The 738-nt window shown below is 61.0% G+C and carries 1 pseudogene; it reads right to left on the minus strand.

Going from position 1 to position 738, the window contains the following annotated elements:
- A pseudogene (locus D3H34_RS33230) lies at window positions 1-262 on the minus strand (integrase); the annotation flags it as partial.
- Between the last annotated feature and the right edge of the window lie 476 nt (window positions 263-738).

A 738-nucleotide genomic window follows, 5' to 3' on the forward strand; every position in this document is an offset into this window, starting at 1 on the left:
GAGTCTTGTGCTGCATGACGACAGCGCGCGTCGCCATCTGGCCACCGTGGCATACGTCCCGAACCTTGAGGGCGACGAGGTCGCACCCCCGCAGCTTGCTATCGATGCCCAAGTTGAAGAGAGCAAGTTCGCGCACCCGGCCTTCCATCTGGAGCCTCACGCGCAGTGACCAGATTTCCTTGAGCTTGGATGGCGCCTTCTGCCCGACGATCTTGCCTTTGTTCCACGGATCGCGATGAGCGGTATTACCTGTAGATTCCATGATGGTCTCCCATCGAGTTGAGGGCCACATAGGATGCGCTCTCGAGCCGGCGCGCATCCGACTCGCCTAAGCGACTAGCGATATGCGGCTTCCAGTACTCACTGCCGGCTTTATGGCGCAGCCACGAATTCACCCTCCCGGCCATTAGCAGCCAGTCGGCCGACGTTCTCAGGCAACCGCTTTAGGCTGATCTGCGTCATTCGCGGCTCAGTGCCTGGGCGGCAGCAACAGCCAACACCAGCCGTTGAACGCTGCCTGTCTTGAGCGGCCGCTTCACCCTCGGGAGCAGCCGCTCGATTGCGCGATTCGCCGCGTACCGGCTTGAAGGACCGCTTCTGCATACACCGACAGGCTTGTGCCGACCTGGAGGAGTCTTACAGCGCGATGATCCAAAGCAGCCGTCGGAGCACCAGTTCAGCGGGTTGGCAATGATTCACTTTGGGCACGGGTCGCGCGCCTCCCAAGCTATCGTGATT

The sequence above is a fragment of the Acidovorax cavernicola genome, from assembly GCF_003581445.1.